The following is a 26,422-nucleotide window of genomic DNA, read 5'->3' as shown; positions in this document are numbered from 1 at the left end:
TCTTTTATAATGCCGCGAAAAGAGGTCGGGCGAAGCATCGACGGAGACCACCATGATTTCGATCGGACGATACGCCGCAGCGCTCGCGATGCTCTGCGCGTTCGGCGCGGCGCGAGCGCAAGGCGAAAATTCGATGCTGTCGCTCGCGCAAAGCCGCAACTGCATGAGCTGCCACTCGGTGACGCGCATGTCGATGGGCCCCGCGTTCGACAAGGTCGCAGAGAAGTACGCCGGCGTGGAAGGCGCGCACGCGGCGCTCGCACGCAAGATCGTGGAAGGCGGCGCGGGCGTCTGGGGCCCGGTGCCGATGCCCGCGAATACGCAAGTGACCGCCGCTCAGGCAAGCGCCCTCGCCGACTGGATTCTGTCGCTCCGATAGCGCGCCGCTCAGGCGCCCCGGCGCCGCTGCAGTTCTTCGTCCACCGCCTCGCGCACCCAGTCCGTCATCTCCGCTTCCAGCGCGAGCGCGACCTCGCGCGTGATCTGATGCACGAGCCAGGTCGAATGCTCGCGCAGCGCGTCACGGCAACGCGACTCGATCAACTCGCGGCCATCGCCCGTCAGGAAGTTTGTGAAGCGCCCGTGCAGGCGCTCGGCGATGAATTCCGCGTCGTAATCCGTGGCGTGCGCGGGCGTGCCGGGTCCCGGCGTGCGCGCGTATTGCGCCTTGCCCGGCATCACGACTTCGGTGAGAACGGGAATCGAGGTATCGAACTCTTCTGGCGTTTTGGACACGTTCTGCTCCCTCTCTCTAAAGGTGTGCGGCCGATCTTATCGCGACCCGTCCCGCGACTTATGTTCGGTCAACCGCCTTGCTTGTGCATGTTGAGCGCGTAGCCGCGATCGCGGTAGAAGCGAAAGCGCTGGCGGCCGGCCGCGAGTTCGTCTTCGTCGTCGCCGATGACTTCGATCAGCCGCTCGAACCGCGCGAACTGCGCCGGCACGCTCTGCCCCAGATTGATGAGGATGCGATGGTGCGGCGCGTCATCGAGGTTGGCCGCGAGCACGACCGGCGTTTCCTCCGCGAGCGGGCTGCCGGCCATGCAATGCGGCACGAAGTCGAGCGGCGAGAAGGTCCAGAGTTGCTCGTCGAAGGCGGCGAGCCGCGCGGGATCGGCGAGCACGATGATCGGCTCGCCGCTCAGATACGCCTTGCGCACGAGACGGCACGCGTAAGCTACCGAATCGCCGACGTTCGTATGAAAGTCGATGCGCGTCATGCGTGCGCCCCGCTCAACCACACTGCGCGTGAAAAGCCGGCCGTCATTGGCCCGCGCGGTCGATCAGAAACTGTGCAAGGAGCGGCACCGGACGGCCCGTCGCGCCCTTCGCGGCGCCGCTCTTCCATGCGGTGCCCGCGATGTCGAGGTGCGCCCACGGATAGTTCTGCGCGAAGCGCGACAGGAAGCACGCCGCCGTCACGCTGCCCGCTGGACGGCCGCCGATATTCGCGAGATCGGCGAAATTCGACTTCAGCTGGTCCTGATATTCGTCATCGAGCGGCAGGCGCCACGCCGGGTCGACCGCTTCGCGCGACGCGTCGAGCAGTTCGCCCGCGAGCGCGTCGTCCTTCGAGAACAGGCCCGAGTTGTGATGGCCGAGCGCGATGATGCACGCGCCCGTGAGCGTCGCGATATCGACGACCGCCGCCGGCTTGAAGCGCTCCGCGTAGGTCAACGCGTCGCACAGGATGAGGCGGCCTTCGGCGTCGGTGTTGAGCACTTCGATGGTCGTGCCGTTCATCGCGGTGATGATGTCGCCCGGCTTGAGCGCGTTGCCGGCGGGCATGTTCTCGCAGGTCGGCACGATGCCGACGACGTTCAGCTTGAGCCCCATCTCCGCGACCGCGCGCAGCGTGCCGAACACCGAGGCCGCGCCGCACATGTCGTACTTCATCTCGTCCATGGCTTCGCCGGGCTTGATCGAGATGCCGCCCGAGTCGAACGTGATGCCCTTGCCGACCAGCACGACGGGCGCGCCCGCGTTCTTGCCCGCGCCTGCGCCCTGATATTGCATGACGATGAACGCCGGCGGCTCGACCGAGCCCTTCGCGACCGCGAGGAACGAGCCCATGCCGAGCGCCTCGATCTGCTTCTGGCCGAGCACTTCGACCTTCAGCTTCCAGTCGCGGCCGAGCTTCTTCGCGGTCTGGCCGAGATAGGTCGGTGTGCAGACATTGGGCGGCAGATTGCCGAGATCGCGCGTGAGGTCCATGCCGTTCGCGAGCGCAGCGCCATGCTTCGCGGCGAGCTTCGCCGCCTTTTCTTCGGCCGGGTCGATGCTGAACACGATCTTCTTGAGCGCGCGCGCACCGTTCTCCGGCTTGCTCTTCATCTGCGTGAACTTGTAGGTCAGCTCGCGCAGCGCGAGGATCGCGGCGCGCACGGCCCAGTCGCCGGTGCGCTCCAGCACGGGCAGTTGCGCGAGCGTAAATGTGACCTGCGCGATCTTCGTGCCGAGAATCGCGCGCCATGCCGCGCGTGCGGCTTCGGCATAAGCCTTCTGACTGAAGGCATCCTGCTTGCCGAGTCCGACGAGCAGGATGCGCGATGCGCCGATGCCCGTGATCTCGTGCAAAAAGAGCGTCGTGCCCGCCTTGCCATTCATGTCGCCGGCCTTCACGACACGCGTGATGAGCCCCTTGGTCGCCAGGTCGAGCTCGAGTGCGGCGCCCGTCAGCGTCTGCGCTTCGAACACGCCGACCACCATGACGTCGGCCTTCCCGTTGAGGAAACCATTTGCCGCGCCTTTGCTCCAATCACAGGCTTTTATGCTAAAGTCCATCGCGCTTATCCTCGGATAAAATCTGGGCTGAAGGATGAAAGCCGCAATTATCCGCTATTTTTTCCGCAGCGGTCACAGGCGGGAGTCTCCGGGAACGTTCACATTGCCCGGGCGTCTGTCAAAGCATGCGCTTGCAAAAGCATCGCCGCCGGCCATCGCGCGGTTATCTATGCGGTTATCTGTTACCAATCAATGATCTTCGAACGCTCCCTCCAGCGCGAACTCGCGTATACGGCCGGTGCCGTATTCATGGTGCTGCTCACGATCATGCTGACGACGATGATGATCCGCATCGTCGGCTTCGCCGCGTCGGGAGAAATCGATCCGCGCGATGTCGTCGTGCTGATCGGTCTCACCGTGATCGGCTATCTCGCGGTCATGCTGATCGTCACGCTGTTCGTCTCGATCCTCTTCGTGCTCACGCGCTGGTATCGCGATTCGGAAATGGTCGTGTGGCTCGCCTCGGGCGTGAGCCAGACACAGCTCATCAAGCCGGTCGCCGTCTTCTCCACGCCGATCATCATCCTGATCGTGTTCTTCGCGTTCGTCGGCTGGCCGTGGTCGAACCAGCAGAGCAAACTCATCAAGCAGCGCTTTCAGCAGCGCGATGAAGTGTCGCTGCTCGCGCCCGGCCAGTTCCGCGAGTCGCCCGGAAGCCATCGCGTGTTCTTCATCGAGAAGATGTCGCCGGACCAGGGGCATGTCGAGAACGTGTTCGTCACGAGCACCGAGGGCGGCAAGGTCAACGTGATCGTCTCGAAGACGGGCCACACCGAGACGCACGAGGACGGCGACCGCTTCATCGTGCTCGAAAACGGCCGCCGCTACGACGGCGAACCCGGGCAGCCGAACTTTCGCATCATGGAGTTCGAGCGTTATGGTGTGAAGATACAGAGCCGCCAGGTCGTCAACACGCCGACCACCACCGGCATCTCCACGCCCGACCTGCTCGCCAATCCGACCAACAACAATCTCGCCGAATTCGCATGGCGCGCGGGCCTGCCGCTCATCGCGATCAATCTGATGCTGCTCGCCATTCCGCTCTCGTACCAAAACCCGCGCCGAAGCCGCACGATCAATCTCGTGATGGCGGTGCTCATCTACCTGACGTACTCGAACCTGCTGAACGTGGTGCAGTCGTGGATCGAGCAGGGCAAGATGTCGTTTGGCGTCGGTATTGTCGGCCTGCATGTTCTCGTGGCGCTGCTCGTCGGCTTCATCTTCTGGCTGCGCATTCGCAACCGGCCGCTCTTCAGGCTGGCGTTCTTGCGCCGTTCGAAGGAGGCCTGACGCCATGCGCATCTACGAACGGTATTTCGCGCGCCAGATCTACTTCGCGTTCATCTTCATCCTGTTCGCGTTCTCGGGCCTGTTCTTTTTCTTCGACCTGATCAACGAACTCAACACGGTCGGGCACGGCAACTACAAGTTCGGGCTCGCCGTGCTGCGCGTCGGCCTGCAGACGCCGTCGCGCTTCTACGAGATCATTCCGGTCGCGGCGCTCATCAGCGCGATCTACGTGTTCGCGCAGATGGCCGCGGCCTCCGAGTTCACGATCTTCCGCGTGTCCGGCCTCTCGACGGGACAGGCGCTGCGATCGCTCCTGAAGATCGGCGTTCCGCTCGTGTTCGTGACGTACATCATCGGCGAAGTAGTCGGGCCTTACGCGGATCAATTGAGCGAGCGCGTGCGACTGGAGGCGCTCGGTTCGTCCGTGTCGACGAACTTCCAGTCGGGCGTCTGGGTGAAGGACACGCTCACCGCCCGCGACAACGGCGAGCAGGTCACGCGCTTCGTGAACGTCGGGCAACTGAATCCGGACACGACGATCGCCAACGTGCGCATCTACGAGTTCGACTCGAAGTTCCGCTTGCAGAACGTGCGCATCGCGAAGACGGGCGTGTATCAGCCGCCGGGGCACTGGAAGCTGACGGGCGTGACCGACACGCAACTGATCGACGCGGCGCCGCAGGCGGTGAATCCGGGCGATGCGCTAAACCCTGTGTATCAAGCGAAGCAGACGACGCTGCCCGAATACTCGCTGCGCTCCGAACTCACGCCGCAGATCCTGTCGGTGCTGCTGGTGTCGCCGGACCGCATGTCGATGTTCAACCTGTTCCGCTACATCCAGCACTTGACGGAGAATCATCAGGACACGCAGCGCTATCAGATCGCGTTCTGGCGCAAGATCCTGTATCCGTTCGCGGTATTCGTGATGCTGGTGCTCTCGCTGCCGTTCGCGTACCTGCACACGCGCGCGGGCGTCGTGGGCGTGAAGGTGTTCGGCGGCATCATGATCGGCATGAGCTTCCAGTTGTTCAACACGCTCTTTTCGCACATCGGCAATTTGAACACGTGGCCCGCGCCGGTCACCGCGGCCGTGCCGGCGCTTGCCTATCTCGTGATCGGGCTGGTCGGCCTCAAGTGGGTCGACCGGCACTAATCCACGCGCCGGAGGAAGCATGAGTAAGCACGGCATCATCCTGTTCGGCCACGGCGCGCGCGATGCGCGCTGGGCGGAACCGTTCGAGCGCCTCGCCGCCCGGCTGCGCGCGGCGCGCAGCGAACCAATCTCCCTCGCCTTCCTCGAACTGATGACACCCGACCTGCCGGGCGCCGTCGCAGAACAAGCCGCGAACGGTTGCGACGCGGTGACCGTGGTGCCGGTGTTCTTCGGACAAGGCGGCCACGTTCGACGCGATCTGCCGCAAATCATCGACGCATGCCGCGCGGCGCACCCGGACCTCACGATTCATTGCGCGACGGCAGTCGGCGAAGACGACGCCGTGCTCGATGCGATCGCGGCGTACTGTATGCGGCAGTTGAATGCCTGAAAAAAAACGCACCGTCGAGACGGTGCGTTTCTCATTGAAGCTCGCGCGTTTCAAGCTGCGAACTGCAACGCCTTCAGCTTGATCTTCGCCTTGGCCGATGCGCGCTCGGCAAACGCCTCGCCGATCATCAAAAGACTCGGTTGCGACGCATCGAGCCAGTCCTGCGCTTCGCCGCGCGCCATGCGTTCGAGCGTGAGCGTCAGCGTGCGTTCGCGCGGCGTGCTGCATGCCTCGACGATCGCCACCGGCGTCGATCCCGCGCGGCCCGCGTCGATCAGTTGCTGCGCGATATCCGGCGCGCTGTCGCGGCCCATGTAGAACACGAGCGAATCGGCGCTTGCCTGCTGGCGAATCTCGTCGCTGTCCGGCGCGCGGCTGTGCGTGGCGAGCGCGACGCTGCGCGACACGCCGCGCAGCGTGAGCGAACGCTTGAGCGTCGCCGCGCTCGCGAGCGCCGCCGTGATGCCCGGCACCACTTCGTATTCGATACCCGCCGCTTCAAGCGCCCGCATCTCTTCATCCGCGCGGCCGAAGAGCATCGGATCGCCGCCCTTCAGGCGCACGACGACGTCATGCTCGCGCGCCGCATCGACGATCTGCTTGTTGATGAACTGCTGGGCCGTCGAGCGCTGGCCGCAACGCTTGCCGACCGCGATCCGGCGTGCGTTCGGCGCGTAGTCGAGCATCGCGGGTTCGATGAGCGCGTCGTGCAGCACGACGTTCGCCCCGCTCAGGATGCGCGCGCCGCGAACCGTGATGAGGTCCGCCGCGCCCGGCCCTGCTCCGATCAGATAGACCTTGCCCATCGCTCACCCTTCGTCCGTCAAGCCGAGAACGAACGGATCATGCCGGCCGCGACCGTATGATGCGTCGCTTCGTCGATCAGCACGAACGCGCCGGTGCCCTGATGCGTGTCGTAAGCGTCGGCGACGAGCGGTTTCTGCAGCGTCAGCGCGACGCGGCCGATGTCGTTCATCGCGAGATCGCGGCGATCCACCGCGTGCGAGAGCGTATGCACGTCGAGCACCTCCTTGATGGCGCCGATGCGCGCGAAGACCGTGTTCGTCGTCTGCTTCAGCAGGTACTTGCGTTGCGGCGAGAGCGGCTCTTCGTCGAACCAGCAGAGGTCCGCTTCGATCTTCTTCGCCGGCTCGACCTTCGATGCGCTCGGCACGAACGTATCGCCGCGCGACACGTCGACGTCTTCCGTCAAACGGATCGTCACCGTCTGGCCGGCAAATGCGCGGTCCACTTGCGCGACGCCGCCCGGCACCGGCGCGATGATCTCGGCGACGGTCGCCTCGCGGCTCGCGGGCAGCACGGTGATCGTATCGCCCACGCGCACTTCGCCCGCTTCGACGCGGCCCATGTAGCCGCGGAAGTCGTCGGCCTGGCTGCCGTCCTGGCGCGCCACCCATTGCACCGGGAAGCGCAGCGCCTGATCGGTCGGCTGCGTGACCGGCAGCGCTTCGAGCAGATCGAGCAGCGGCTCGCCCGCGTACCACGGCATGCGCTCGCTGGCGGTCACGATGTTGTCGCCCTTCAGCGCCGACACCGGCACGAAGCGCACATTCGAAATGCCAAGCTGGCGCGCGAGCTCGACATACGCATCGCGGATTTCATTGAAACGCGTCTCGCTGTATTCGACGAGATCCATCTTGTTGATCGCGACGACCACGTGTTGAAGCCCAAGCAGCTTCACGATCGCGCTGTGGCGCTTGGTCTGCGGCAACAGTTGCGCAGCGCCTTCGACGAACGTGACGCGCGTCGCATCGACGAGAATGATCGCGGCATGCGCCGTCGATGCGCCCGTCACCATGTTGCGCGTGTACTGCTCGTGGCCCGGCGTATCGGCGATGATGAACTTGCGCTTCGCGGTCGCGAAGTAGCGGTAGGCGACGTCGATCGTGATGCCCTGCTCGCGCTCGGCTTCGAGGCCGTCGGTCAGGAGCGACAGGTCGATTTCGTCGCCGACGGTGCGCTTGTTCTTCGCACGCGAGATCGCGGAGAGTTGGTCGGACAACACCGCCTTGCTGTCATAAAGCAGGCGGCCGATCAGCGTGCTCTTACCGTCGTCGACGCTGCCTGCCGTGATGAATCGCAACACGCCGAGGTCTTCAGCTTGATAAATGCTCATGATCCGTTTTCCTTTGGCGTGATGCTCAGAAATAACCTTGCTTCTTGCGCTGTTCCATCGCGGCTTCGGACGCCTGGTCGTCCATCCGCGTCGCGCCGCGCTCCGTGATTTCCGTCACGGCCGTTTCCGCGATGATCTTCTCGACGTCATCCGCATCGCTCGCGACCGGGCACGTGCAACTGATGTCGCCGACAGTACGAAAGCGCACCTGCGCGACTTCGGCGGTTTCGCCTTCGCGCAACGGCGTGAGCGGCGTGAGCGGCACGAGCAGGCCGTTGCGGCGGATGATCTCGCGATCGTGCGCGTAATAGATCGACGGCAGTTCGAGCTTCTCGCGCGCGATGTACTGCCACACGTCGAGTTCGGTCCAGTTCGAGATCGGGAACACGCGCAGATGTTCGCCCGCATGCAGGCGCGCGTTGTAGATGCTCCACAGTTCCGGGCGTTGCGCCTTCGGGTCCCACTGGCCGAACTCGTCGCGGAACGAGAAGATGCGCTCTTTCGCGCGCGCCTTCTCTTCGTCGCGGCGCGCGCCGCCGATCATCGCCGTATAGCCGTATTGCTCGATGGTTTCCAGCAGCGTGACCGCTTGCGCGGCGTTGCGCGAATCGGTTTCGCGACGCAGACGCACGGTGCCCTTCTTGATCGAATCCTCGACATGGCCGACCACCAGTTCCGCGCCGATTTCAGCGGCACGGCGATCGCGGAAGTCGATCACTTCGTCGAAGTTATGGCCCGTGTCGATATGCACGAGCGGGAACGGCAGCTGAGTCTTGCGGCCGCCGCCGAGGCCGAACGCCTTCAACGCAAGATGCAGCACGACGACCGAATCCTTGCCGCCCGAGAACAGGAGCGCCGGCTTGCTGCACTCGGCGACGAGTTCGCGCAGGATGTGAATCGACTCGGCTTCGAGCCAGTCGAGGTGGTCCATCCGGGTCGCCGTGTTGGCGATCGGGGCGGTGACGGTTGAGTCGAGCGTGGTGCTCATGTTCGTCGATCCTTTTCTTTGCATCGCCTTCAGCTTGTGACGAAAGCGCTGCGTTTCAATGACAGAGGTGTGATGCGAGGCGCGTCTGGAACACGCGCCTTAGATCGCGGAGCTTGGCGCTTCTTCGACGACCCTGATGTTCGTGATGTGCAGGCCGCATTCCTTCGTGTCGCGCGATTCCCACCACCAGCGCCCGGCGCGGCTGTCCTCGCCCGGACGGATCGCGCGCGTACACGGCTCGCAGCCGATGCTCGGATAGCCGCGCGCATGCAGCGGGTTCACGGGCACGTCGAAGGCTTTCAGGTAGTCCCACACTTCGGCTTCGGTCCAGTCCGCGAGCGGATTGAACTTCGCGATGTTGCGCGGCGCGTCGTGCTCTTCCTCGTGCAACTCGACTCGCGTCACCGACTGTTCGCGACGCTGCCCCGTCACCCACGCGCTCACGTCCTGCAAAGCGCGATTGAGCGGCTCGACCTTGCGAATGCCGCAGCACGACTTGCGCAGATCGACGCTCTCGTAGAACGCGTTCAGACCGTGATCGCGCACATAAGCCTCGACCGCTTCCGGCTGCGGATGAAACTGCTCGATGTCGTAGCCGTAGCGTTCCTGCACGCGATCGAGCATGCCGAGCGTTTCCTGATGCAGACGCCCCGTGTTCAGCGAGAAGATGCCGATTTTCACGCCGCGCGAAAGAATGGCATGCGTGAGCAGCATGTCTTCGGCGGCGAGGCTGCTGGCTAGCTTGACGTTCTCGTGGCGGTGCGCGATCGAATCGAGCAGCGCGTCGAGCCGTTCAACCTTGGCTTGCAGTTCGGGTGTCATCACGCGGCTCCGGAGGCGGCCAGCACGGCGGCACGTCGACGAAAGAGCGGCTCGAGATTGTCGGTTGCGCCCTGATACTGCTCGCTGAATTCGTTGAACGCGTTCAGCGCGTCGTTGATGTCCTTGTCTTCGCGCACGGCGAAGGCGTTAAAGCCGCAGCGCGAGTGGAACAGCAACTGGTCGCGCAGCACGTCGCCGATCGCGCGCAGTTCGCCCGTCCACCGATAGCGCTCGCGCAGCAGGCGGCCGATGGAAAAGCCGCGGCCATCGCGGAACACCGGGAAGTCGACGGCGACGAGCGCGATCCTGTCGAAATCGGCGACGAGATCGGCGGGTTCGTCATCGGGCGCGAGCCACACGCCGAGTTCGTCCTTCGAGCGCGATGCAACGAGCGCGTCCTTGTGCGCTTTCCAGAGCGAAAACGGCACGAGCACGCGGCCGGCGGCAAGCGCATCGATTGCGGGCAGTGCGCCATCCTCGGCTGCACGCACCACGGTCCAGTCGTCGTTCACCACGGCGCGGTTCTTGATAATCAAAGCCATCTGCAATTTCCTCGATGAGGGCCGTGTATTACGCGTGCGCCTGGCGCGACGCGTACACGCGATCCTTGAACGGCGCGATGCCGATGCGGTTGAACGTCTCGATGAAGCGCTCGCCTTCCATGCGGTTGTCGACGAACGTGTCGATCACCTGCGACACCACATCGGGCATCTCTTCCGCCGAAAACGACGGGCCGATTACCTTGCCGAGATGCGCGCCGGTCGCGCCCGAGCTTTGCTCGCCGCCGAGCGTCACCTGATACCACTCCGAGCCGTCCTTATCGACACCCAGCACGCCGATGTTGCCGATGTGGTGATGTCCGCACGCGTTGATGCAGCCCGAGATGTTGAGCGTCAGGTCGCCGAGGTCGTACACGTAGTCGAGATTGTTGAAGCGCTCCTGGATCGCCAACGCGATCGGGATCGACTTCGCGTTCGCGAGCGAGCAGAAGTCGCCGCCCGGGCACGCGATGATGTCCGTCAGCAAGCCGATGTTCGCGGTTGCGAAACCCGTCGCCTTCGCGCGTTCCCACACGGCGTACAGATCGCGCTTCTTCACGTTCGCGAGAATCAGGTTCTGCTCGTGCGACACGCGGATCTCGCCGAGGGAAAATTCGTCGGCCAGGTCGGCGACGTCGTCCATCTGCTTGTCCGTGGCGTCGCCGGGCGCGATGCCCGTCGGCTTGAGCGAGAGCGTGACCGATGCGTAACCCGCCACCTTGTGCGGACGCACGTTGCGCTCGACCCAGCGCGCGAACGGCTTGCTGTCGATCAGATGCTTTTCATACGAGGCGTCGGTGTCCGGCAGCTTCTCGTAGACGGGCGGCGCGAAGAACGTCGACACGCGGTCGAGCTCTTCCTGCGTGATCGTCGACGGGCCGTCCTTCAGGTGCTGCCACTCTTCCTCGACCTGCTTCGCGAATTTCTCCGGCGACAGCGCCTTCACGAGAATCTTGATGCGCGCCTTGTACATGTTGTCGCGACGCCCGTACCGGTTGTACACGCGCAGCACGGCTTCGCAGTACGTCAGCAGATGCTGCCACGGCAAGTCTTCCTTGATCACCGCGCCGACGATCGGCGTGCGTCCCAGCCCGCCGCCCGCGAGAATGCTCGCGACGACTTCGCCCGCCGCGTTCTTCTTCAGATACACGCCGAGGTCGTGAACCTGCACGGCCGCGCGATCCTCGACCGAGCCGTTCACCGCGATCTTGAACTTGCGCGGCAGCCACGCGAATTCGGGGTGGAACGTGGACCACTGGCGCAGGATTTCAGCCCACGGACGCGGATCGACGATTTCGTCCGGCGCGACGCCCGCGAACTGGTCGGCGGTAATGTTGCGGATGCAGTTGCCCGAGGTCTGAATGGCATGCATCTGCACGGAAGCCAGCTTGCGCAGGATTTCCGGCGTTTCTTCGAGCTCGACCCAGTTGAACTGGATGTTGGTGCGCGTCGAAAAGTGGCCGTAGCCGCGGTCGTGCTCGCGCGCGATCGTCGCCAGCACGCGCATCTGGTCGGAGCGCAGGTTGCCGTAAGGAATCGCGATGCGATGCATGTACGCGTGACGCTGCATGTAGAGACCGTTTTGCAGGCGCAGCGGACGAAATTCCTCTTCGCTCAACTCGCCCGACAGCCGGCGGCGGACCTGGTCGCTGTATTGGGCGACACGTTCGTCGACGATGGTCTGGTCGATCTGATCGTATTGGTACATTCGGGGACCCCAAGTTTTTTGTCACACGCGAGCGTCGTGCACAACGCCGCACATCGATACCCATTGAGTCGTTGCGCCGAGCGTCGTTCAGACGGAACGCTCATTAGCTAATGACAAATACAGATATGGATATTGGAAAAATTGGACAAATCGTAATAAACTTTCTTTATATAGCAAACGACTGAAAAATTACTTTGATATGCGGATGGGTTATAAATGAACCTGCATCAGTTCCGGTTCGTGCGCGAGGCCGTCCGGCAGAACTTCAACCTCACGGAGGCGGCGAAGGCGCTGTTCACGTCACAGCCGGGCGTGTCGAAGGCCATCATCGAGCTGGAAGACGAGCTGGGCGTCGAAATCTTCACGCGCCACGGCAAGCGCGTGCGCTCGCTGACGGAGCCGGGCAGGATCATTCTGGCGTCGGTGGAAAAAATACTACAGGAAGTGGAGACGCTCAAACGAGTCGGTAAAGATTACGCGGCGCAGGATCAGGGCCGGCTCGTGATTGCGGCCACGCACACGCAGGCGCGCTACTCGCTGCCCGCCGCGATCGCGGAGTTCAAGAAGCGCTTCCCGAAGGTGCATCTGTCGATTCTCCAGGGCAGTCCGACGCAGGTCGCGGAGATGGTGATCCACGATCAGGCCGATATCGCCATCGCGACCGAGGCGATCGCCAACTATAAGGAACTGGTCTCGCTGCCGTGCTTCCAGTGGCAGCACCTCGCCGTAATGCTGCCGGACCATCCGCTGCTCGAACGCAAGCTGCTCACGCTCGACGACCTCGTCCAGTATCCGCTCATCACCTACGACGCCGCGTTCGCAGGCCGCTCGAAGATCAATCAGGCGTTCGCGCTGCGCAATCTGGCCCCGGATATCGTCCTCGAAGCGATCGATGCCGATGTCATCAAGACCTACGTCGAACTGGGGCTCGGCGTCGGCATCATGGCCGACATCGCGTTCAATCCGGAACGCGACAAGCATCTGCGCGCGATGCCTGTCGGCCATCTGTTCGGCACCAATGTGACGCGCCTCGCGCTCAAGCAGGGGGCGTATCTGCGCAGTTATGTCTACACGCTCGTCGAACTGCTCTCGCCTTCGATGAACCGCAAGCTCATCGAACAGGCGCTTTCCGGGGAACACGAAAGCTACGAGCTGTAAGCGGTTCGATTCATCCATCAACCAACCCACCATCCGCCACGGAGACCAGCCAATGAAGTTGTCGAAGTCCCTTCGCCGCATCGCGCTCGCGAGCGCATTGTCGGCGTTGAGCGCCGCTGCACAGGCGCAACTGAAGGTCGGCATCGACCTGTCGAGCACCGGGCCCGCCGCGGCGATCGGCATCACGAGCAAGAACGCGATGCTGATGTGGCCGAAAACCATCGCCGGGCAGGACGCGCAATACCTGATCCTCGACGACGGCTCCGACCCCGGCGCCGCCGTGCGCAACATCAGGAAGCTGATCACCGAGGACAAGGTCGACGTGATCGTCGGCCCGAACATCACGCCGGCGGCGCTTGCGGCGCTCGATCCGGTTGCCGAGTACGAAACGCCGATGATCACGCTGATCGGCTCGGCGTCGGTCGTCGAGCCGCAGGAAGGCAAGAAGGTGTGGGCGTTCAAGATGGCGCAGACCGATCGCGCGATGGCCGACGTGATGACGCGCTACATGGCGAACCACGGCGTGAAGACAGTCGGGTTCATCGGTTTCGCGGATAGCTACGGCGACAGCTGGTTCAACGAGTTCTCGAAGTTCGCGGACTTGCGGCATATCAAAGTCGTCGCGAGCGAGCGCTTTAACCGCACGGATGCGAGCGTCACCGGCCAGATTCTCAAGCTGATGGCCGCGAAACCCGACGCGGTGCTAATCGCGGGCGCCGGGACGCCGACCGTGCTGCCAGAGCGCACGCTCGTCGAGCGCGGGTTCAAGGGCGCGATCTACCAGACGCACGGCATCGCGACGCCGGAGTTCATCAAGCTCGGCGGGAAGGACGTCGAAGGCACGCTGTTTCCGACGCAGCCGGTGGTCGTCGCGCGCACGCTGCCGGCCGACCATCCGTCGAAGAAGGCGGCGCTCGCGTTCGTCAACGCCTATGAGGCAAAGTACGGTCCGGGCACGGTCACACAGTTCGCGGGCGATGCGGCGGGCGTGTATCCGCGCCTTCAGGACGCCGTCGCGCGGGCGCTGAAGGCCGGCCAGCCGGGGACGAAGGCGTTTCGTGTGGCACTGCGCTCGGAACTGGAGCACGCGCATGAACTCGTGGTGCCGAACGGCGTCGTGAATACGAGCGCGACCGATCACGTGGGGCTGGATCAGCGCGCGAGCGTGATGGGCGTCATCAAAAACGGCTCGTTTACCTATCTGAGCCAGTGAGCATGGGCCGTGGCGCCCTTGCCGCGGCCGAAGTTTTCCGACATAATCGCTGACTTGCCGATCGGCGTGCCTCTTCGTGGTGCGTCGGCCCGGCAAATGAAAATGCAAGTGCCCAGGTGGTGAAATTGGTAGACGCAGGGGACTCAAAATCCCCCGCCGCAAGGCGTGCCGGTTCGATTCCGGCCCTGGGCACCAACAAATTTCCAAGCAACACCCAAGTTTCACAGGAAACCCCGACAGCGCGTAAGGCTCTCGGGGTTTTTTGTTTCCGGCCGGTGCGCAAGTTCTACCATCGACGACGGGGCATTTTCGGGACTTCGCGGGGTGCTCGCCGATTATGCCTCCATAAATACCTATTCCGCTCACGGCGGCGTACGCCATGCCTTCGTCAGCTCGATCAGCGCGGCCTGCTTCTTGATCTCGGTCTCATCGCGAGGAAGTGCGGAGCGCGGCCGGGAATGGTTGCCGTGTTCCTCATCGAGCAGATCGGCTTGCATAGTCGGCGTATTCCATAAACCACTACGTGCGGCAATCTGCTAGGTTTACGTCGTCACAAGCGACGGGGTTGGCGATGGGTGGGACTGAACTGAAGCCGGATTCGTTTCCACGCTGGGTGCTTTCCAGTAAGGACGCCTATGGAAGCGGGCGCATCTTTCTTTCTACCGAGCAGAAGCACGCTGTTGAGGAAGGCAAGAAGTACTTCCAACGCGCGTCCGCCGATGTGTGGGCAAAAGATGCCGCGCTCGTGCAGCGAATCCGCTCGTTCCTCGATACGAATTTTCACTGGCATCAGCGGCCGGCAACGAAAGGCGCTGCGCTTGAGGTCATGCAGACCTCGGCTTGAAGTGTGACTGAGATGATTGATACACCGGAACAGATCAACCAGCGCCTTTCGGTCCTCGTCGGGCTGGATCTCAGCGGCGTGGGACACGTGGCAAACATGCCTACGTTACAGTTCGGACCGATCCGGGAAGTCACGACGAAGCGCGAAACGATAAAACGCGTTGGGGCGCGGTCACTGCATATCCAATGCGGCTGGACAGTCGAGCAACGCGCTACAGTCCTCGCGGCCTATCGTGATTTTGTGATTACAGGTGAGAAAGTCGATCCTTGGTCCTTATCGTGACCGACCGTCGCAAACAAAATCGTCTGGCCGGCGAGTTGCAATGCTTCGTACAACGGTACGGACGCAAGACGCAGAAACAAGGCGATCCAAGTGACCGCCGATACGACAAGAAGATTGAAAAGGCGATGCAACGCATGCAGCCCGCGGACTTGTCCGAGTTGCTAACCGGCGATAACGACGACGAGCGCCACGGTCGAGATTGATGAGCGCCGGTGGTGCGGCACCGGCCCTCTCCCTCGCATGTTCCAACGCGCCCCGCCTCAATTGCGCAAAAACCCGTCCATATCCGCCTGAATCCGCCAATTGTCGGACAAGTGTGCGCGGCCGCGTAGCCGCGCTCGATTTTCGCTGACATACTCGTTTCGCCGCACGAACTCTCGCCGCGATTTATGCGGTGCGGCGAAACTTCGACACGGGCGTGAATGATCAAAAATCTCGCCATTATTGAGAAATTTGCCAGCGAACACGTCGATTGTTCGCCTTCCCGAGTTATTCTGCGGCCAAGTACGTTACGCCCGGCCATTGTCGTCCAGGCGAAAACTCAACGGGTGCGGCATGAGTCGCTCTAAGTATTCACTGCAGCTCGATTCGGTGATCTGCGCGCGCTGCGGCGCTGCGTCGAGAGCCGAAGACGATACCTGCCCGCAGTGCGGCGCCGATCGCGAAGGCGCGATCTTCAGCGCCGACGCCCTGCGCCTCGCCGAAGAGATGCCGCGCGCGGGCTGGCTCGTCACGAAAGTGCGTCGCAATGCGCTCGTGACCTATCCGAGCATCCGCGAAGAGGGCGATGCCGCGCCGGCAATCGAAGCGCCGAAGAAGCGCTCGTTCGTCGGCGGCGTGCTCGCGACAGGCGGCGTCGTCGTGATCGGCTTTGCGGCCGGTGCGTTCATCCTCGCCAACATCGACACCACCATCCAGACGCCGCGCGTCACGGAAGCGCAAAGCTCGGGCGGATCGATCGCGCCGGACCCGCGAAGCCCGGCTATCGCCGCCGCCCGGCGCGCGCCGCCGCCCCTGTCCAGGGGCGCAGTCGCCGCGACCCTGCCCGCTGCGCCGGAACACGTTGCAGCGGCCAGTTCCGCCAAACCGGCGACCACGACTACGACCGCGCTCTCCAACTCGCCCGGCCCTTCCGGCGCATCGTCGGCGCACGCACCGTCGAGTCAGGTCGCGAATGTGCCGCCCGCCGCTACGGCCGCTCCCGCGTCGCCGGAGACCGCGCTCGCCAGCCCGCCGCTGGCGATCGCGCCGCCCGCCGCGCCGCGCACGGCGCCGCCTGCCCCCGTTATCGCCGAGACCGCGCCGCGCGACGCCCAGCCCGCCCGCAGCGCGTCGGCGGCTCGCAAGGCGATCGCCAATCGCGATCTCGCCGCCGCGCGCCGCTACATCGACGAGATGCCGGGCAGCGAGCAAAGCAGCCCGGACGTGCAACGCGTCGCGACGCGCCTCACGCGGCTCGAAAGTCAGCGCGATGCCGCGTTGCAGCGCGCGAAGGCGTGCCCGACGAAGTCGTCGGCGTGTGTCGCGCGCCACGCAAATCAGGCGCTCGCGCTCGACGCACGCAATCCGCAGGCGCTCGCGCTCGCGCGGCGCGTATCGACGCGGACCAAACCCGCGCCGGCGCGGCCCGCCATCGTTGCTGCGTCGCCTGTTCCGGCGCCGGAAGCCCATCCGAATCCGCCAAAACGCAAGCCCGATGCCGCGCCGCAGCCCGATCGCTCGTTCACCTGGTTCGGCTGGGGCGTCCCGACCGTCGCGAAGGGCCGCGGCGACGCGCACTGAATCGAGCACGCGATTGACGCACCGCTTCGCCGCTCGCGCCTGCCCGCCATCCGGATCGCGCCGCACCGCAGCGAGCAAATCTCCCGCCGCACCGGAATAAGCCCCGCCCGGCGTCCGTTTAAAGATGACGACACACACTACGGGCGCGCCTCGCGCCAGGGAGTCGTCATCATGAAACCAGCAGCGCTGCGCGCGCGTGCGGCGATCCTCATCGCATCGGTGGCCGCGGTGGCGGCCCTGTCGGGCCTCGCCTCGTGCGGCGGTTCGGACGACAACAACCCGATGGCGACGCGCTTCAAATCGACGATCCTCGTCTCCGACGGCGCGGTCGCCGCGTCACACACGGACCCCAATCTCAAAAACGCGTGGGGCGTCGCGTTCAACCCGAAGGGCTTCGTGTGGGTCGCGAACAACGCCACCCAGACGGCCACGCTCTACGACGGCAATGGCGTCGTGCAATCGCTCGTCGTCGCAATTCCCGCGACCGCATCCGGCCCCGCCGGCCCGACCGGCATCGTGTTCAACGGCAGCACCACGGATCTCATGGTGTCGCAGGCGGGCAAAACGGGCGCGGCGGCGTTCATTTTCGTCGGCGAAGGCGGCTCCGTCACCGCGTGGTCGCCGACCGTCGATCTGACGCACGCCATCACCGTGTCGGATTCCAGCGCGCAGGGCGCCGTGTACAAGGGCCTCGCGATCGCGACGGCGTCGAGCGGCCAGCGGCTCTACGCGACGGACTTCCACAACAACCGCATCGACGTGTTCGACACGGCGTTCCAGAAGGTCACGCTCGCGGGCGCGTTCCAGGACTCGCAGATACCCGGCAACTTCGCGCCGTTCGGCATTCAGGCGATCGGCCAGAAGCTCTACGTGACCTACGCGCAACAGGACGCGGACGCGCACGACGACGTCGCGGGCGCGGGCCTCGGTTTCGTCGACGTGTTCGATACGGACGGACATCTGCTGCAAAGGCTCGATCACGTCTCGGAGCTCAACGCACCGTGGGGCATCGCGCAGGCGCCGGGCAACTTCGGGACGCTCTCCAACGACCTCCTCATCGGCAATTTCGGCGACGGCACGATCCACGCGTTCGACCCGACGAGCGGAAAGCTCGTCGGCACGGTGACGAACCCGGACGGCTCGACCTTCGCGCAGTCCGGTCTCTGGGGCCTTGCGTTCGGCAACGGGCTCAACGCCCAGCCGACCAACACGCTCTTCTTCGCGGCCGGCCCGAATGACGAAGCCGACGGCGTCTATGGCCGGCTCGACATGCAGTAACGCGAGCGTTCGGTCGGTTTCCCCGGCACGGCATCGGATTCGCGGTTGGAATCCGGTGCACGATGCCCTTGACGCGCCGCCTGCTTACCGGGCGGCGCGTTCTTTTTCGTCCAGATTCATCCGGCCGCCTGGGTCCGGCGCATTGTTAAAATGCGCGACTCACTTCCGACACCTCCGATGGATCTCGAACGCATTCTCTTTTCCCAGGGTTTCGGTACGCGCCGCCAGTGCCGGGGCATCGTCGCGGACGCTCGCGTGCGGGTCGCGGGCGCGCTCTGCACGGACCCCGACGCGGATTTCCCGCTGACCCCGCCGCTCGATTTCGAAGTCGACGGCCAGGCGTGGCGATATCGCGAGAAGGCTTATCTGGCGCTGAACAAGCCGGCGGGATACGAGTGCTCGCGCGATCCGCAGCATCACCTGAGCGTGTTCCATCTGCTGCCGCCCCAGTTGGCGACGCGCGGCGTGCAATGCGTCGGCCGGCTCGATCAGGACACGACCGGGCTCCTGCTCCTCTCCGACGACGGCGCGTTCGTCCACGCGTTCACATCGCCCAAGCGCAAGGTGCCGAAGGTCTATCTCGCGACCACGCGCCATCCGCTCGACGAAGCGCAACTCGGCGCGCTCGCCGAAGGCGTGCTGCTGCACGGCGAATCGAAGCCGAGCGCGGCACTCGCCGCCGTGCGGCGCGACGACCATCTGCTGGAACTCAGCGTGCTCGAAGGCAAATATCACCAGGTGAAACGCATGGTCGCGGCGGCGGGCAACCGGGTGGAAAAATTGCATCGCGAAAGGATCGGCGGCTTCGTTCTCCCGACGACACTGGCCGCCGGCGCCTGGTGCTGGCTCGACGAAGCGGAACTCGCGGCGCTGCGGCGCGACTAGCCGCAAGGCCGCCGCGCGGCGTCGCGGCAGGAAAATCGAACGATCATGCAAGTCCGTAAAACCACCTAGCGCGCTGCGCTGCATCGCAGCATGCCTTATCGCCGGCGGACTCTTATACTTGTCTAACGGGTAGCTGAATAACGACTATCAAAATGGCAGGAGGGCATCATGGGCTCCCACATGACCGTCGCGCTCGTGGCGTTCGTCGCGCTGAGCGCGGTCCTGATCGGCGCTTTGCTCGTCACCATGCATATGCGACACAAGTACGCGCCGAACCTCATCGGCGCGTTGATCGGCGCCTTGCTCTGCTTCGTGCTGCTGGAGACGATCCCTGCGCTCATTTAGCGCGAAGGAAGTCGTCGACGCTCGGATAGCGCAACGCGTAGCCGAGTTCGCGTTTGAGCCGCGCGTTGATCAGGCGGCGCGACTCGCGCATGAACGAAAGCGTCAGCGGCTCCAGTTGCGCCTCGGCGGCTTGTCGCGTGATGCGCGGCACGCGCGGCATGCCCTTCGCGTCCGCGACGCGATCGAAATAATCTCCCATCCGCAGGTCCGTGTCGTCTGTCGCGTTGATCACGCGCTGCGGCTTCGCGCGCCGGATCGCGCGCACGAGGATGGCGGCGAGGTCGTCGGCGTGGATGTGATTCGTGAAGACGTCGTCGCTCGCGATGAGCGCCGGCATGCCCTTTTCGATGCGCGCAAGCGGCAGGCGGTTGGCCGCATAGATGCCCGGAATCCGCACGATGGACACGCGCCAGCCGCCTCGCACGGCGGCGCGCCGCAATTGCGATTCGGCCGACACGCGGCGCTTTGCACGCGCGTTTTCGGGGTGCACCGGCCGTGTTTCGTCGATGAGCGCGCCACCGCAGTCGCCATAGACGCCCGTCGTGCTCGCATAGACGAGGCGGATCGGCGGGCGGCGGCGCGCTATCGCAAAAGGCTCGTCGGGTACAATGGGCGCTGTTCTGGCGGGGTTTTGCGCGCGCGCCGATCTGTCTTCGGCATTCGCGCGAAACCACGCGCGCCACACCCGATGCGGCGCCACGGCGCTGACCGTCGTGCGCGCGACGCTGCGTCGTTTCGCGCAGAGCGCGGCAATGAGCGCCCGCGTGCGGCGGTCGCAGTCGCCTTCCTTCTGCGGCGGCGCGAGATGCACCACGGTCGACGAGAGGCCCGCAAGCCGCGCAAGGCTCGCACGGTCGTCGAGATCGCCGACAATGGGCGTCGTGCCCGCGGCGCGCAGTTCGGCGGCGCGTACAGGATGGCTCGTGAGCGCGATCACGCGAGGCGCTGCCGCCCGCTTCGTGAAGAGCGGCACGGCGCGCATCCCGACATCGCCGCAGCCGACGATCAGGACGCGCGCACGGCGCAGGTTTCGAGTGGCAATCATGCCGTGATTGTAGCCGCGGCATGCGAGGCTCATGCGGCACGCGAGCGCGGTCAGGCCGCGCTCGATGCCGATGAAACACGTATTCGACACACCCCAACACATAACGATCTATGGCTTTCAACGTAACGCTGCGGCAAAGCGGCCGACAGTTTCAAGTAGAACCCGATGAAGCGGTGCTGATCGCCGCGTTGCGTCAGGGCATCGGCCTGCCCTACGGCTGCAAGAACGGCGCGTGCGGGTCGTGCAAGGGCACGGTGGTGAGCGGCGAAGTCGAGCAGGCGCCGCATTCGTCGTCGGCGCTGTCCAACGACGAGAAGACCCGCGGCATGGCGCTCTTTTGCTGCGCGACCGCGCAGACCGACCTCGAGATCGACGTGCGCGAAGTGGCCGGCGTCGGCGACGTGCAGGTGAAGAAGCTGCCGTGCCGCGTCAACGCGCTCGCGCGCTGCGCCGACGATGTCGTCGAACTGAAGCTGCAATTGCCCGCGAACGAACGCCTGCAGTATCTTGCGGGCCAGTACATCGAATTCATCCTGAAGGACGGCAAGCGCCGCAGCTATTCGATGGCGAGCCCGCCGCATCACGAAGGCCCGCTCGAACTGCACATCCGGCACATGCCGGGCGGCACGTTCACGGATCACGTGTTCGGCGCGATGAAGGAGCGCGACATCCTGCGCTTCGAAGGCCCGCTCGGCACGTTCTTCCTGCGCGAGGATTCCGACAAGCCGATCGTGCTGCTCGCCTCGGGCACGGGTTTCGCGCCGATCAAAGCGATCATCGAGCACGCGGCGTTCAAGAACCTCGGCCGCCCGATGACGCTCTACTGGGGCGGCCGTCGCAAGAAGGACCTGTACATGATAGATCTCGCCGAGCAATGGGCGAAGGAAGTGCCGAACTTCAGCTTCGTTCCGGTGCTCTCCGAACCGGACGCCGACGACGCCTGGACCGGCCGCACGGGCTTCGTTCATCGCGCGGTCATCGAGGATCTGCCGGACCTGAGCGCGTATCAGGTGTACGCGTGCGGTGCGCCCGTGATGGTGGAATCGGCCCAGCGCGATTTCACGAATCATCACCGGCTGCCGGAAGACGAGTTCTACGCGGACTCGTTCACGAGCGCCGCCGATCTCGCGCATCCGGTCTGACAGCAACCGTTCGCCGCGCGCGGCGCGGACAAAAAATCCGCGCTGCACGGTTTACACGCACAAACCTCGTATCGTATCCTTCGCGAATGATCGAAATCCAGACCAGCCTCCGACGTCGCCGCTCGCCGCTTCCCTAGGGATGCCGCTGGCTCGTCACGGATTCGCGCTCATGTCTTGATCGATGCGCACGAAATGAAGCCACGGGATACCGTGGCTTTTGTTTTTTTCCGACGCCCTTTTCAACCCTCGTTGTCGCTCTCGTGGAGCCCGCTGTCATGAATTTCAATGAGTACCCCGTCGAATCGCTGATGTTCATCACGAACCGCCCTGAAATCGTGTTCACGCACGGCAAGGGCTCGTGGATCTACGACAACACCGGCAAGCGCTATCTGGACTTCATCCAGGGCTGGGCCGTGAACTCGCTCGGACATTGCAACGACGGCATGATCGAGGCGCTCGAAAAGCAGGCGCGCACGCTGATCAACCCGTCGCCGGCGTTCTACAACGCGCCGATGGCCCAGCTCGCGGACCTGCTCACCGAGCACAGCTGCTTCGACAAGGTGTTCTTCGCCAACAGCGGCGCGGAAGCGAACGAAGGCGCGATCAAGCTCGCGCGCAAGTGGGGCCGCAAGTTCAGGGACGGCGCCTACGAAATCATCACGTTCGACCACAGCTTCCACGGCCGCACGCTCGCGACGATGTCGGCGAGCGGCAAGGCCGGGTGGGACACCATCTACGCGCCGCAAGTGCCGGGCTTTCCGAAGGCCGAGCTGAACGACATCGCGTCGGTCGAGCGGCTCATCACGGAGAAGACGGTCGGCGTGATGCTCGAACCGATCCAGGGCGAAGGCGGCGTGATTCCCGCGACGCGCGAATTCATGCAGCAACTGCGCGCGCTGACGCAGAAGCACAACCTGCTGCTGATGGTCGATGAAGTGCAGAGCGGCTGCGGCCGCGCGGGAACGCTCTTCGCCTACGAACTGTCGGGCGTCCAGCCGGACATCATGACGCTCGGCAAGGGCATCGGCGGCGGCGTGCCGCTCGCGGCGCTGCTCTCGAAGGCGGAGATTGCCTGCTTCGAACCCGGCGATCAGGGCGGCACCTACAACGGCAATCCGCTGATGACGGCCGTCGGTTATTCGGTCATTTCGCAACTGACTGCGCCCGGTTTTCTCGAAGGCGTGCGCGAGCGCGGCGAGTATCTGAAGTCGCAGTTGCTCAAGTTGTCGGAGGAGCGCGGCTTCAAGGGCGAACGCGGCGAAGGCCTGTTGCGCGCGCTGTTGCTCGATGCCGACAACGGTCCGCAGATCGTCGAGAAGGCGCGCGCGATGCAGCCCGACGGCCTTTTGCTGAACGCCGCGCGTCCGAACCTGCTGCGCTTCATGCCCGCGCTCAACGTGACGAACGACGAGATCGACCAGATGATGTCCATGCTGCGTTCCGTGCTGGATTCGCTGTGAAGATCCGCGTGTTCGACGCGCGCGACACCGATCCGGTGATCGCGCTCTGGCGTGAAGCGTTTCCCGAGTACGCGGATGCGTCGAGGCCGCAGCGCGATCCGCGTTTGTCGATTGCGAACAAGCTCGCGACGCAGCCGGATTTGTTCTTCGTCGGCGAGGTGGATTCGCGCGTGATCGGCACGATCATGGCGGGTTACGACGGGCATCGCGGATGGCTGTATTCGCTCGCCGTCGCGGAAGACATGCGTCGGCACGGGTATGGACGAGCGTTGGTGCAGCACGCGGAAAGCGAACTGGCGCAACGCGGATGTCCGAAAGTCAACTTGCAGATACTGACCAGCAAATCCGGCGTGCAGGCGTTTTACGCGAAACTCGGCTACCGCGCGGATGAAGTCGTGAGCTTCGGCAAGCGGCTGCAAAGCGCATAAAAAAACCGCATGCGTTTGGAACGCATGCGGTTTTTTATTTGAAGCGGCGTGGCGCGTTTTACTCGCCCAGATAAGCCGCCCGCACCTTCGGATCGTTCAGCATCGTCTTGGCGTCGCCGGACATCGTCACGAGTCCGGAGTCCATCACGTAGCCGCGGTTGGCCGCCTGCAACGCAAGCCGCGCATTCTGCTCGACGAGCAGCACCGTCATGCCTTCGGCCGAGATCGCCCGTACCACTTCGAAGATCTTCTCGACCATGATCGGCGAGAGACCCATCGACGGCTCGTCCAGCAGCAGCAGCTTCGGGCGCGAGATGATCGCGCGCGCCATCGCCAGCATCTGCTGTTCGCCGCCCGAAAGCGTCCCTGCGTACTGCGACGCGCGCTCCTTGAGTCGCGGGAAGAAGCCGAACATGCGTTCGGTGTCCTTCTGGATCTCGGCGGTGTCGTTGCGCAGGTACGCGCCCATCTGCATGTTTTCCAGAATCGACATGCGCGCGAAGATGCCGCGTCCTTCCGGCACCATCGCGAGACCGCGCTTCAAAAGTTCGTGCGTCGGCACGCCCCTGATCGACTGGCCCATGTATTCGATGTCGCCCGCCGAATACGGCTTGAGGCCCGTGATCGCCTTCATCGTCGTGGTCTTGCCCGCGCCGTTCGCGCCGATCAGCGTGACGAGTTCGCCCTGCGCCACTTCCAGATCGACGCCCTTGACCGCCTGAATGCCGCCGTAATTGACCTGCAGGCCCTTGATTTTCAACATCGCGTTAGTTGTGGACATCAGTGGACCCCCGCACCCAGATATGCCTCGATCACCTTCGGGTCCTTCTGCACGTCCTGCGGCAGACCCTCGGCGATCACCTTGCCGTAATCGAGCACCGTCATGCGGTTGCACAATCCCATCACCAGTTTCACGTCGTGTTCGATCAAGAGAATCGTCTTGCCGTCCGAGCGGATCTTGTCGAGCAGACGCGTGAGTTCGACCTTCTCCGTCGCGTTCATGCCGGCGGCGGGTTCGTCGAGCGCGAGCAGCTTCGGATCGGTCGCCAGCGCGCGCGCGATTTCCAGACGCCGCTGGTGTCCATACGACAGATTGCGCGACGTGTAATCCGCGTATTGCAGCACGCCCACGTATTCGAGCAATTCCAGCGCGCGTTCCTTGATCTCGCGCTCTTCGCGGCGTTCGGACGGCGTCTGGAACACCGCGCCGATCAGACCGTGCTTCGTGCGCACGTGGCGCCCGACCATCACGTTCTCCAGCGCCGTCATGCCGCCGAACAGGCGAATGTTCTGGAACGTGCGCGCGATGCCCGCCTTCGCCACCTGATAGACGGCGGTCGGCGTATAGGCTTCGCCATCCAGCTTGAAGACGCCCGAATCCGGCGTGTAGAGGCCCGTGATGACGTTGAAGAAGGTCGTCTTGCCGGCGCCGTTCGGCCCGATCAAGCCGTAGATCTCGCCTTCCTTGATTTCGAGGCGCACGTCGGAGAGCGCCTGCAAGCCGCCGAAGCGCTTGTTCACGCCCTGCACGGACAATCGAGTTTGTTTATCGCTCATTTGAATTCCCCCGCCTTAGGCGCGCACCGGCTTCTTGCCAGCGCGCTTTGCGATCTTCGCGATCTTGTCTTCGTGTTTCGCGGCGGGCCACAGGCCTTCCGAGCGATACAGCATGATCAGCACCATCGCCAGGCCGTACAGCAACTGGCGGATGACTTCGGTATCGACGATCTGATGGCCGAAGATGGCGTTTTGCAGCGGACCCATCGTCGAGCGCAGGAATTCGGGGAACACGGCGAGCAGCACCGCGCCGAGAATCACGCCCGGAATGTGGCCCATGCCGCCGAGCACCACGCACGCCAGCACGACGATCGATTCCCAGAACGTGAACGATTCCGGCGACACGAAGCCCTGGAACGCACCGAACATCGCGCCCGACAATCCGCCGAAGGACGCGCCCATCGCGAACGCCAGCAGCTTCACGTTACGCGTGTTGATGCCCATCGCTTTCGCGGCGATTTCGTCTTCGCGGATCGCGGCCCACGCGCGGCCGATGCGCGAGTGTTGCAGACGCGTACACACCCAGATCACGAAGAGCGCGCACAGCACGAACAGGTAGTAATACATGTACACGGACGGGAACTTCAGGCCGAACAACGTGTGCGTCTGCGAGAGATTGAAGCCTGCCACCGTCACCGGATCGATGCCGGTAATACCCTTCGGACCGTTCGTGATGTTGATCGGACGATCGAGGTTGTTCATGAAAATCCGCACGATTTCCCCGAAGCCCAGCGTCACGATCGCGAGATAGTCGCCGCGCAGACGCAGTGTCGGTGCGCCGAGCAGCACGCCGAAGGTCGCCGCGAGCGCCATCGCGCAGGGCACGATCAGGAGGAACGGCACGTGCAGGCCGCCGGGCGCGAGTTGCGCGATCCATTCGAACTGGCTCGTGAGCTGCGGCGAGGACAGCAAGGCGGCCACATAAGCGCCGACCGCGTAGAACGCGATGTAGCCCAGGTCGAGCAGGCCGGCGAAGCCGACCACCACGTTGAGTCCGAGCGCGAGCATCACGTAGAGCATCGCGAAGTCGAGCACGCGCACCCAGTAGTTGCCGCCGGCCGCGCCGATCACCATTGGCGCCATGATCACGAGCGCGGCGACCAGGATGGTGATCGCGTAGCTTTTCGCGCCTTTTTTCTCGGGGATGAGCGTCGTCGACGGCTCAATCGGTTGAATCGATGTCATTTTTTT

General features: G+C 64.1%; 30 protein-coding genes and 1 tRNA gene. 17 read left to right on the top strand and 14 right to left on the bottom strand.

The genetic code is table 11. From position 1 onward, the window contains the following. Window positions 1–52 precede the first annotated feature (52 nt). Entirely contained in the window at window positions 53–379 is a 327-nt protein-coding gene (locus QCE48_RS03205) for a c-type cytochrome (protein ID WP_309786146.1), read from the top strand. Window positions 380–387: 8 nt separating this feature from the next. On the opposite strand, the gene QCE48_RS03200 is transcribed toward QCE48_RS03205, so the two are convergent. From QCE48_RS03200 to QCE48_RS03190, 3 genes are all read right to left on the bottom strand, one after another. Continuing rightward, complete coding sequence (locus QCE48_RS03200) at window positions 388–735, bottom strand: DUF2486 family protein (RefSeq protein WP_404982855.1); 348 nt, start codon at window positions 733–735, stop codon at window positions 388–390. 68 nt (window positions 736–803) lie between these two features. Next, on the bottom strand, window positions 804–1,220 hold the full coding sequence (locus QCE48_RS03195) for a DNA polymerase III subunit chi (protein WP_309786149.1): 417 nt from the start codon (window positions 1,218–1,220) through the stop codon (window positions 804–806). A gap of 43 nt (window positions 1,221–1,263) precedes the next feature. Then, complete coding sequence (locus QCE48_RS03190) at window positions 1,264–2,784, bottom strand: leucyl aminopeptidase (protein ID WP_309786151.1); 1,521 nt, start codon at window positions 2,782–2,784, stop codon at window positions 1,264–1,266. A gap of 192 nt (window positions 2,785–2,976) precedes the next feature. Between QCE48_RS03190 and lptF the strand changes: the two genes are divergently transcribed. Genes lptF through QCE48_RS03175 form a run of 3 tightly spaced genes read left to right on the top strand, consistent with a single transcriptional unit; the run spans window position 2,977 to window position 5,618 of the window. Continuing rightward, window positions 2,977–4,074 (top strand): LPS export ABC transporter permease LptF, encoded by a 1,098-nt coding sequence (gene lptF, locus QCE48_RS03185; RefSeq protein WP_309786153.1) that lies wholly within the window; start codon window positions 2,977–2,979, stop codon window positions 4,072–4,074. A gap of 4 nt (window positions 4,075–4,078) precedes the next feature. Next, window positions 4,079–5,227 carry an LPS export ABC transporter permease LptG gene (lptG, locus tag QCE48_RS03180; RefSeq protein WP_309786155.1) on the top strand — a complete coding sequence of 383 codons (1,149 nt, stop codon included), beginning with the start codon at window positions 4,079–4,081 and terminating at the stop codon, window positions 5,225–5,227. A gap of 19 nt (window positions 5,228–5,246) precedes the next feature. Beyond that, window positions 5,247–5,618 (top strand): CbiX/SirB N-terminal domain-containing protein, encoded by a 372-nt coding sequence (locus QCE48_RS03175; RefSeq protein ID WP_309786157.1) that lies wholly within the window; start codon window positions 5,247–5,249, stop codon window positions 5,616–5,618. Between the two features lie 50 nt (window positions 5,619–5,668). Here QCE48_RS03175 and cobA read toward each other — a convergent pair whose 3' ends face one another. The 6 genes from cobA to QCE48_RS03145 all read right to left on the bottom strand — a co-directional run bounded on the left by cobA (window position 5,669) and on the right by QCE48_RS03145 (window position 11,812). Further along, window positions 5,669–6,424: a uroporphyrinogen-III C-methyltransferase gene (gene cobA / locus QCE48_RS03170; RefSeq protein WP_116562666.1), complete on the bottom strand. Its 756-nt coding sequence runs from the start codon at window positions 6,422–6,424 to the stop codon at window positions 5,669–5,671. A gap of 17 nt (window positions 6,425–6,441) precedes the next feature. Then, entirely contained in the window at window positions 6,442–7,755 is a 1,314-nt protein-coding gene (locus QCE48_RS03165) for a sulfate adenylyltransferase subunit 1 (protein WP_404982859.1), read from the bottom strand. A 25-nt stretch (window positions 7,756–7,780) separates the two neighbouring features. Further along, window positions 7,781–8,743, bottom strand: coding sequence for a sulfate adenylyltransferase subunit CysD (gene cysD, locus QCE48_RS03160; RefSeq protein WP_087630815.1), 963 nt, complete (start codon window positions 8,741–8,743; stop codon window positions 7,781–7,783). Window positions 8,744–8,842: 99 nt separating this feature from the next. Then, window positions 8,843–9,565 (bottom strand): phosphoadenylyl-sulfate reductase, encoded by a 723-nt coding sequence (locus QCE48_RS03155; RefSeq protein WP_309786162.1) that lies wholly within the window; start codon window positions 9,563–9,565, stop codon window positions 8,843–8,845. Continuing rightward, window positions 9,565–10,107, bottom strand: a complete 543-nt coding sequence (locus QCE48_RS03150; RefSeq protein ID WP_309786163.1) for a DUF934 domain-containing protein — start codon at window positions 10,105–10,107, stop codon at window positions 9,565–9,567. Before QCE48_RS03150 ends, QCE48_RS03155 begins: the two co-directional genes overlap by 1 nt. Before the next feature lie 28 nt (window positions 10,108–10,135). Then, the gene (locus tag QCE48_RS03145; protein ID WP_309786164.1) at window positions 10,136–11,812 is read right to left on the bottom strand and encodes a nitrite/sulfite reductase; all 1,677 of its coding nucleotides are present in this window, start codon (window positions 11,810–11,812) and stop codon (window positions 10,136–10,138) included. 216 nt (window positions 11,813–12,028) lie between these two features. Between QCE48_RS03145 and QCE48_RS03140 the strand changes: the two genes are divergently transcribed. From QCE48_RS03140 to QCE48_RS03130, 3 genes are all read left to right on the top strand, one after another. After that, window positions 12,029–12,970 carry a CysB family HTH-type transcriptional regulator gene (locus QCE48_RS03140; protein WP_062635169.1) on the top strand — a complete coding sequence of 314 codons (942 nt, stop codon included), beginning with the start codon at window positions 12,029–12,031 and terminating at the stop codon, window positions 12,968–12,970. Between the two features lie 52 nt (window positions 12,971–13,022). After that, entirely contained in the window at window positions 13,023–14,183 is a 1,161-nt protein-coding gene (locus QCE48_RS03135) for an ABC transporter substrate-binding protein (protein ID WP_309786167.1), read from the top strand. 110 nt (window positions 14,184–14,293) lie between these two features. After that, window positions 14,294–14,378 (top strand) — tRNA-Leu (locus QCE48_RS03130). A 167-nt stretch (window positions 14,379–14,545) separates the two neighbouring features. Here QCE48_RS03130 and QCE48_RS03125 read toward each other — a convergent pair. Continuing rightward, window positions 14,546–14,680 (bottom strand): hypothetical protein, encoded by a 135-nt coding sequence (locus QCE48_RS03125; RefSeq protein WP_309786169.1) that lies wholly within the window; start codon window positions 14,678–14,680, stop codon window positions 14,546–14,548. Between the two features lie 68 nt (window positions 14,681–14,748). On the opposite strand from QCE48_RS03125, the gene QCE48_RS03120 reads away from it, so the two are divergent. The 7 genes from QCE48_RS03120 to QCE48_RS03090 all read left to right on the top strand — a co-directional run bounded on the left by QCE48_RS03120 (window position 14,749) and on the right by QCE48_RS03090 (window position 19,599). Then, window positions 14,749–15,027 carry a hypothetical protein gene (locus QCE48_RS03120; protein ID WP_309794077.1) on the top strand — a complete coding sequence of 93 codons (279 nt, stop codon included), beginning with the start codon at window positions 14,749–14,751 and terminating at the stop codon, window positions 15,025–15,027. 12 nt (window positions 15,028–15,039) lie between these two features. Then, entirely contained in the window at window positions 15,040–15,309 is a 270-nt protein-coding gene (locus tag QCE48_RS03115; protein ID WP_309786171.1) for a hypothetical protein, read from the top strand. Continuing rightward, a complete protein-coding gene (locus tag QCE48_RS03110; RefSeq protein ID WP_309786173.1) occupies window positions 15,306–15,512 on the top strand; it encodes a hypothetical protein in 207 nt (68 codons plus the stop codon). The genes QCE48_RS03115 and QCE48_RS03110 overlap by 4 nt, the downstream gene beginning before the upstream one ends. A gap of 352 nt (window positions 15,513–15,864) precedes the next feature. Continuing rightward, complete coding sequence (locus QCE48_RS03105) at window positions 15,865–17,091, top strand: hypothetical protein (RefSeq protein WP_309786175.1); 1,227 nt, start codon at window positions 15,865–15,867, stop codon at window positions 17,089–17,091. Window positions 17,092–17,262: 171 nt separating this feature from the next. Then, window positions 17,263–18,369, top strand: a complete 1,107-nt coding sequence (locus tag QCE48_RS03100) for a TIGR03118 family protein (protein WP_309786177.1) — start codon at window positions 17,263–17,265, stop codon at window positions 18,367–18,369. 177 nt (window positions 18,370–18,546) lie between these two features. Then, complete coding sequence (locus tag QCE48_RS03095; RefSeq protein WP_309786179.1) at window positions 18,547–19,254, top strand: 16S rRNA pseudouridine(516) synthase; 708 nt, start codon at window positions 18,547–18,549, stop codon at window positions 19,252–19,254. Window positions 19,255–19,422: 168 nt separating this feature from the next. After that, window positions 19,423–19,599, top strand: coding sequence for a hypothetical protein (locus QCE48_RS03090; protein WP_309786180.1), 177 nt, complete (start codon window positions 19,423–19,425; stop codon window positions 19,597–19,599). Here QCE48_RS03090 and QCE48_RS03085 read toward each other — a convergent pair. Beyond that, the gene (locus QCE48_RS03085) at window positions 19,592–20,644 is read right to left on the bottom strand and encodes an NAD-dependent epimerase/dehydratase family protein (RefSeq protein ID WP_309788285.1); all 1,053 of its coding nucleotides are present in this window, start codon (window positions 20,642–20,644) and stop codon (window positions 19,592–19,594) included. The genes QCE48_RS03090 and QCE48_RS03085 overlap by 8 nt on opposite strands. Window positions 20,645–20,754: 110 nt before the next feature. Here QCE48_RS03085 and QCE48_RS03080 point away from each other — a divergent pair, with 110 nt between their 5' ends. The 3 genes from QCE48_RS03080 to QCE48_RS03070 all read left to right on the top strand — a co-directional run bounded on the left by QCE48_RS03080 (window position 20,755) and on the right by QCE48_RS03070 (window position 23,674). Continuing rightward, window positions 20,755–21,786: a CDP-6-deoxy-delta-3,4-glucoseen reductase gene (locus QCE48_RS03080; RefSeq protein WP_309786181.1), complete on the top strand. Its 1,032-nt coding sequence runs from the start codon at window positions 20,755–20,757 to the stop codon at window positions 21,784–21,786. Window positions 21,787–22,061: 275 nt separating this feature from the next. Beyond that, entirely contained in the window at window positions 22,062–23,246 is a 1,185-nt protein-coding gene (locus QCE48_RS03075) for an acetylornithine transaminase (protein WP_309786182.1), read from the top strand. Next, window positions 23,243–23,674, top strand: coding sequence for a GNAT family acetyltransferase (locus QCE48_RS03070; RefSeq protein WP_309786183.1), 432 nt, complete (start codon window positions 23,243–23,245; stop codon window positions 23,672–23,674). The genes QCE48_RS03075 and QCE48_RS03070 overlap by 4 nt, the downstream gene beginning before the upstream one ends. A 58-nt stretch (window positions 23,675–23,732) precedes the next feature. Here QCE48_RS03070 and QCE48_RS03065 read toward each other — a convergent pair whose 3' ends face one another. Genes QCE48_RS03065 through QCE48_RS03055 form a run of 3 tightly spaced genes read right to left on the bottom strand, consistent with a single transcriptional unit; the run spans window position 23,733 to window position 26,416 of the window. Next, window positions 23,733–24,437, bottom strand: a complete 705-nt coding sequence (locus tag QCE48_RS03065) for an ABC transporter ATP-binding protein (protein WP_087630828.1) — start codon at window positions 24,435–24,437, stop codon at window positions 23,733–23,735. Between the two features lie 17 nt (window positions 24,438–24,454). Next, a complete protein-coding gene (locus QCE48_RS03060; protein WP_309786185.1) occupies window positions 24,455–25,231 on the bottom strand; it encodes an ABC transporter ATP-binding protein in 777 nt (258 codons plus the stop codon). A gap of 15 nt (window positions 25,232–25,246) precedes the next feature. After that, entirely contained in the window at window positions 25,247–26,416 is a 1,170-nt protein-coding gene (locus QCE48_RS03055) for an ABC transporter permease subunit (RefSeq protein ID WP_309786186.1), read from the bottom strand. Window positions 26,417–26,422: the final 6 nt, after the last annotated feature.

The sequence above is a fragment of the Caballeronia sp. LZ024 genome (assembly GCF_031451455.1).
Classification (GTDB): domain Bacteria; phylum Pseudomonadota; class Gammaproteobacteria; order Burkholderiales; family Burkholderiaceae; genus Caballeronia; species Caballeronia telluris.
The sequence above is the reverse complement of the archived record's forward strand: the minus strand, read 5'-3'. Positions and strand labels throughout refer to the sequence as shown.